Genomic DNA, 5030 nt, shown 5'->3' with positions numbered 1-5030 from the left:
CAGATTGAACATGGAGTCCACTCGAAGAGCTGCGCAGCAGCCATATGAAAAAACGCGAAATTTGAACCAGAACACAACGCGAAGTTCCGGTTAGCGAATCTCGAACGCCATGGTGAATAGCTGCACCGTCTTGAGCGGTACTTCACCCACGGCGGTAATCCGCCAGCCATCGATCTGCCGCGAAAAGAAATTCAGCGCGCCCTGCTGGCGCGGCAAGCTGATCGGACCGTTACCGGAAGGCTCGACAAATACCGATACATTCACCAGGCCATCGCTGAACAGCAAATGCCGCACCGCCTTGGGTTTGCCCTGCATCTGGCTAAGCGTCTCGTTGAGCAGGTGAAAACCCGCCGGCAGATCGCCAACTGCCATGGCGCCGCTGGCAGTAGATGGTCCAGCAACCATGGCTGCCAAAGGCGCTGGAATGGCAGCGACAGGCGCCGGCGCAGTCGGGCCTGGGGGCGGGCTGGCATTGGCAGCGGCAGATGGCAGCCCAAGCAAGGAAGCGATCTTGCTGGTCAGCGTTGCCGCATTGTTCGACTTGGCCATCAGTACCGGCTTGAGCAGGCGCTTGTCGATCTGCCCGCCGATTTCCAGCTGGCTGAAAGCAAACTGCTCCATGACGCCACGATCATCCGGGCTATACATGACACTTTTCAACAACAACCCGGATCGCACATCCACACACAGCTTGTGCGGGTTGCGCAATTTGTCATTGGGCTCCAGCACGATCAGCTGACAGTCATAACCTGCTACCCGATCCATACCAAGCCGGCGAAAGGTGTAGTTGGACAAGACATCGACGGCTTGATCCAGTATCACACCGGGGAAAAACTTGTTTGCAGTGCGGCGGTCGAGCGTAAAGGGCTTTTCGTCGGGCAGATAACCAATGATCTGATCATTGTTGCGAATGAACTCACGCGGCATGCCGTCGAGTGATTCGCGCCGCTCCTGCTCGCCGTTCGCATCATAGACATGCACCACACGGAACGTTTCCATATTGTCCGCATGCTGATACAGGTAGGTGGCGTTGTAATTGAGCACGCGCGCTGCCACCGCCATGCGCTTGAGCAAGCCGGACGCCTCCAGCGTGGTCAGCACTTCCGCCGCCTGGGCCGAAGAAAACAGCAAGACGGAACACAACAAGCTAACGCGAAGTGGCATGGAAAAAGGGAACATCGATGTTGGCATCAACGACCTAGCGCCCTGCCGTATGGCGCTCGGCCTCAGCACCGGTCAGGATGACAGGCTTGTGATAAAAGCCCGGATTGCCAACCATCGCCTGATGGGCAAGCAGGTAAGGGCTGGCATCCGCTTCGCTCATCACCTGATTGGCAGCAACCGTCGCCTCGGCAGGCGCCGCATAAATCTGCCCGTGCCCGACATACCAAGCCGTGGCACTGACCAGCGCCACCGAAGCCGCCATCGACAACGCCACCCAGCGACGGTCCAGCGTGCGCGGACGACGCATCGCATGTGGCGCCAGCACCACCGGTTCTTGTTCCAGTCGTGCCGAAAAACGCGACATGAAATCATCCGACATCATCGCCTGGCCGCTCAGCGCATCCGAGATCAGCTGATACTGGCCGAACTGTTCGGCACACTCATCATCAGCATCAAACTCGGCCATCAACTCTGCAAACTCGCGCTCGTCGAGTTCGCCATCAATCATCGCCGAAAATTTTTCCTGCATGGTCTTTGCACCCACGAATTGACGATTCACCAGCGTCTGTCCTTACCTTGGGATTCGATCATCGGCTTGAGCCGGACTGCAATTGCTTCGCGAGCGCGGAATATACGCGAGCGCACGGTTCCGATGGGGCAATTCATCACTTCGGCGATGTCTTCATACGACAAGCCTTCCATTTCGCGCAAGGTAATCGCCGTGCGCAACTCTTCAGGCAGGGATTCCACCGCTTCGTTCACCGTGCGGACGATCTGGCGATTCATCAGCTCGGTTTCCGGCGTATTCATATCCGGCAATTGCGACGCGGTATCCAGCGTCTCACCATCTTCATCCTCGTATTCGGTTGAAAGCACCGGGCGGCGATTGAGCGATGCCAGGTAGTTCTTGGCCGTGTTGATGGCGATACGGTACAGCCAGGTATAAAACGCACTTTCGCCACGGAACGATGGCAAGGCACGATAGGCCTTGATAAAGGCCTCCTGGGTAATGTCTTCGATTTCCGACTGGTCACGGATCATCCGGCTGAGAAGGCGGCCGATCTTGCGGTGATATTTATTCACCAGCAATTCGAAGGCCTTCTTGTCGCCGCGCTGGACACGCAGTACCAATTGCTGATCGATGTCGCGCTCTGTCGACATGCTGGCGGTTTTCTCCATGGTTTGCGCGACATCCGGCACGGCCGCGTCCGCATCGGACTTCATTTGCGGGCGGGTGGATGTTTTTTCAAGCTTGCGTGGTGCGGCGGGTGCGCTACGGGATTCGGTATCCCATCCATCGAGCAGGCCAGCGGGCCGAAGTGTAATCGTATCCATCCTCTACGGGGCCTTTCACAGTGACTTCCCTTGCGGGCACCTGTCAGTGACTGCGGGGCCGCAAGAATAGTTCCCTAAAACCCGCGACGGTTCTGTTTGGTATAGTGACGGGCGATTTTTGATGGTTTGAGCGTATGCAACGATTCGATGTCCTGATCCTCGGTAGCGGCTTGGCTGGTATGACGGTGGCACTGCAATTAGCCGACAAGCGCCGGGTGGTTCTGGTAAGCAAGCGCAAGCTGACTGACGGCTCAAGCCAGTGGGCGCAGGGTGGCATAGCGGCGGTAATGGATGCGGCTGACAGCGTCGCCAGCCACGTCAGCGATACGCTGATTGCCGGCGCCGGCCTGTGCGACGAGGCAGCCAGCCGCCACATCATCAGCCACAGCCGCGCCGCCATAGATTGGCTTTGCTCGCTGGGCGTGCCGTTCACGCCCGATAGTGAGCACACGAGCGGCCTGCACCTGACCCGCGAGGGCGGGCACAGCCAGCGCCGCATTGTCCACGCCGCCGACGCCACCGGCGCCGCCGTGATTGCCACGCTGGCCGAACGGGTTCGGACGCATCCGAATATCACCGTACTGGAAGATCATATCGGCATTGATCTGATTACCGGCGCCAAGCTGGGCAAGCCGGAGGCCGGCTGCCTCGGCGCTTATGTGCTGGATCGGAATAACGACCAGGTCGTCACGCTGCTTGCCGATCAGACGGTGCTGGCCACCGGCGGTGCCGGCAAGGTTTATCTGTGCACTACCAATCCGGACACCGCCACCGGCGATGGGATTGCCATGGGTTGGCGCGCTGGCTGCCAGGTGGCGAACATGGAATTCATCCAGTTTCACCCCACCTGCCTGTATCACCCGCACGCCAAGTCTTTCCTGATTTCCGAAGCAGTGCGTGGCGAAGGCGGCTTGCTCAAGCTGCCCGATGGCAGCCGCTTTATGCAGCAGCATGATGAGCGCGCCGAATTGGCGCCACGCGATATCGTGGCCCGCGCCATCGATTACGAAATGAAAAAGCACGGCCTGGACTGCGTGTACCTGGATATCAGCCACCAGGATGCCGGCTTCATCAAGTCGCACTTTCCCAATATCCACCAGCGCTGCCTGGAGCTCGGCATCGACATCACCCGTGAGCCGATCCCGGTGGTGCCAGCCGCCCACTTTACCTGTGGCGGCCTGCTCACCGATCTGGCCGGCCGCACCGACATCGCCAATCTGTATGCGATCGGTGAGACCGCCTGCACCGGCCTGCATGGCGCCAACCGGCTGGCCAGCAATTCCCTGCTCGAATGCCTGGTGCTCGGGCAAGCTGCAGCGAGCGACATCCTGGCCGCCGCGCCGCGCCCTGCGATCGCTGCGCCGGACTGGGACGAAAGCCAGGTCAGCAATGCCGACGAGCAGATTGTCATCTCGCATAACTGGGACGAATTGCGGCGATTCATGTGGGACTACGTCGGCATCGTGCGCACCGACAAACGCCTGGAACGCGCTGCCCATCGCATTGCTTTGCTCAAGCGCGAGATCGACGAGTACTACCGCAATTTCCGGGTGAACAACGATCTGATCGAGCTACGCAATCTGGTCGATGCCGCCGATCTGATCGTGCAGTCGGCCCGCTCGCGCCACGAAAGCCGCGGCCTGCATTACAGCCTCGACTACCCAGACACCCTGGCCGAGGCCAGGCCGACCATTCTGCAGCGCGACCGCTGAACCGGATAAAACCGCGATCTCAACCCGGCAGACCAGATCGCACCGTCTCCGCCTCAGCCAGCACCCGCGCCAGCAAGTCGGCCACCGCCGGTACATCGCGCACCAGCCCTTGCGCCTGGCCGATCAATTGCACACCGCGCTGGTGGTCGCCATCTTCGATCGCCAGGCGGATCGATTCGGTGGCAGCGCCAAACTGGGCCAGCTGCTTGATCGCTGCCGGCTGCGCCAGGGCGCCGGCCAGAATCTGGTAGAACGGCATGCCGATGCGCCGTCCGGCCAGCAAGGCACGCGGAATCGCCTCCAGCAAGGTCAAGGCCCGGCGCGATTTGCGACGCGCGGTCGGGGTATCCATCATCCGGCATGGAATGCCATCGAAACGGGCGTTGTACAGGGTTTCATCGACACCCTTGCTGACGATCATGCCCTTGGTATTGGCATGCACCGGGCTTTCGCGGCTGGCTGCCAGACGGGTGCCCATGGCAACGGCGTCGGCACCCAGCGCCAGTGCGGCAATCAAACCGCGTCCGTCGGCGAAGCCACCGGCTGCGATGATGGGCAGGCCCACCTTGTCGCGTATGGCAGGGATCAAGGCCAGCGAGGTCACCGCGCCACCATGGGCCGCCGCCTCGTGGCCGGTTACCAGCAAGGCATCACAGCCGATTTTTTCGGCGGCGCGTGCATGCTTCTCGGTGGTCACCGTGGCAATCACCTTGCCGCCATAGGCATGCGCCGCTTCAACGATCCAGTCGCCCTTGCCGAGGGAGAGGTTGATCACCGGTCCCCGCTCTTCCAGCGCCACCGTGGGGTGTTCTGCCGCTC

At 60.6% G+C, this 5030-nt stretch carries 5 protein-coding genes; 1 reads left to right on the top strand and 4 read right to left on the bottom strand.

Annotation, left to right across the window (positions count from 1 at the left end):
* Positions 1 to 90 precede the first annotated feature (90 nt).
* From ACE3OH_RS19210 to rpoE, 3 genes are all read right to left on the bottom strand, one after another.
* Entirely contained in the window at positions 91 to 1131 is a 1041-nt protein-coding gene (locus ACE3OH_RS19210) for a MucB/RseB C-terminal domain-containing protein (protein WP_374356982.1), read from the bottom strand.
* 67 nt (positions 1132 to 1198) lie between these two features.
* Entirely contained in the window at positions 1199 to 1723 is a 525-nt protein-coding gene (locus tag ACE3OH_RS19205) for a sigma-E factor negative regulatory protein (protein ID WP_374356980.1), read from the bottom strand.
* A complete protein-coding gene (gene rpoE, locus ACE3OH_RS19200; RefSeq protein WP_374356984.1) occupies positions 1720 to 2325 on the bottom strand; it encodes an RNA polymerase sigma factor RpoE in 606 nt (201 codons plus the stop codon). The genes ACE3OH_RS19205 and rpoE overlap by 4 nt, the downstream gene beginning before the upstream one ends.
* Positions 2326 to 2633: 308 nt before the next feature.
* On the opposite strand from rpoE, the gene nadB reads away from it, so the two are divergent.
* Positions 2634 to 4211 (top strand): L-aspartate oxidase, encoded by a 1578-nt coding sequence (gene nadB / locus ACE3OH_RS19195; protein ID WP_374356978.1) that lies wholly within the window; start codon positions 2634 to 2636, stop codon positions 4209 to 4211.
* A 19-nt stretch (positions 4212 to 4230) separates the two neighbouring features.
* Here the strand turns inward: nadB and ACE3OH_RS19190 are convergent.
* On the bottom strand, positions 4231 to 5030 hold an 800-nt coding region (locus ACE3OH_RS19190; RefSeq protein ID WP_374356976.1), incomplete at its 5' end, for an NAD(P)H-dependent flavin oxidoreductase.

The organism is Chitinimonas sp., assembly GCF_041904975.1.
Lineage (GTDB): Bacteria > Pseudomonadota > Gammaproteobacteria > Burkholderiales > Chitinimonadaceae > Chitinimonas.
This window is presented reverse-complemented; position numbering and strand designations above follow the sequence as displayed.

Bases quoted from the DNA above. Each gene is read 5' to 3' on its own strand.
- rpoE (WP_374356984.1), bottom strand. From the start codon at position 2,325: ATGTCGACAGAGCGCGACATCGATCAGCAATTGGTACTGCGTGTCCAG.
- nadB (WP_374356978.1), top strand. From the start codon at position 2,634: ATGCAACGATTCGATGTCCTGATCCTCGGTAGCGGCTTGGCTGGTATG.